This window comes from Tenebrionibacter intestinalis, assembly GCF_016632365.1.
Taxonomy (GTDB): Bacteria; Pseudomonadota; Gammaproteobacteria; order Enterobacterales; family Enterobacteriaceae; genus Tenebrionibacter; species Tenebrionibacter intestinalis.
This window is the reverse complement of record NZ_JAEPBH010000137.1, coordinates 1-1,033: the sequence shown is the minus strand read 5'-3', so window position 1 is coordinate 1,033 and position 1,033 is coordinate 1. Positions and strand designations below refer to the sequence as shown.

The 1,033-nt window shown below is 57.9% G+C and carries 1 protein-coding gene; it reads right to left on the bottom strand.

What is annotated here, in order from left to right; translation table 11 throughout:
• Nucleotide 1: 1 nt before the first annotated feature.
• Nucleotides 2-1,033: elongation factor Tu (gene tuf, locus JJB97_RS18110; protein ID WP_238715465.1), on the bottom strand; the 1,032-nt coding region annotated here is incomplete at its 5' end.

Here is a 1,033-nt window from a genome sequence, read left to right as displayed (position 1 = left end):
CTTAGCCGAGAACTTTAGCAACCACGCCCGCGCCAACGGTACGGCCGCCTTCGCGGATTGCGAAACGCAGACCGTCATCCATTGCGATCGGGTGAATCAGGGTAACAACCATTTTGATGTTGTCGCCCGGCATTACCATCTCAACGCCTTCCGGCAGTTCGATGGTGCCCGTCACGTCCGTTGTACGGAAGTAGAACTGCGGACGGTAGCCTTTGAAGAACGGCGTATGACGGCCGCCTTCGTCTTTGGACAGGATGTACACTTCAGATTCGAATTTGGTGTGCGGCTTGATGGTGCCCGGCTTAGCCAGTACCTGGCCACGCTGGATTTCATCACGCTTGGTACCACGCAGCAGTACGCCGCAGTTCTCGCCCGCACGGCCTTCGTCCAGCAGTTTGCGGAACATTTCAACGCCGGTACAGGTGGTTTTCGCGGTGTCTTTGATGCCCACGATTTCAACTTCGTCACCCACCTTGATGATACCGCGCTCTACACGACCGGTAACTACGGTACCACGACCGGAGATGGAGAAGACGTCTTCGATAGGCAGCAGGAACGGCTTGTCAATCGCGCGCTCCGGCTCCGGGATGTAGGTATCCAGGAAGCCCGCCAGTTCGATGATTTTCTCTTCCCACTGTGCGTCGCCTTCCAGCGCTTTAAGCGCAGAACCGCGCACGATCGGCGTGTCGTCGCCCGGGAAGTCGTACTGAGACAGCAGCTCGCGAACTTCCATCTCTACCAGTTCCAGCAGCTCTTCGTCATCAACCATGTCGCACTTGTTCAGGAACACGATGATGTACGGAACGCCTACCTGGCGACCCAGCAGGATGTGCTCACGGGTCTGCGGCATCGGGCCGTCAGTCGCGGCAACAACCAGGATAGCGCCGTCCATCTGAGCCGCGCCGGTTATCATGTTTTTCACGTAGTCGGCGTGCCCCGGGCAGTCAACGTGCGCGTAGTGGCGAGTCGGGGTATCGTATTCAACGTGAGAGGTGTTGATGGTGATACCACGCGCTTTTTCTTCCGGCGCGTT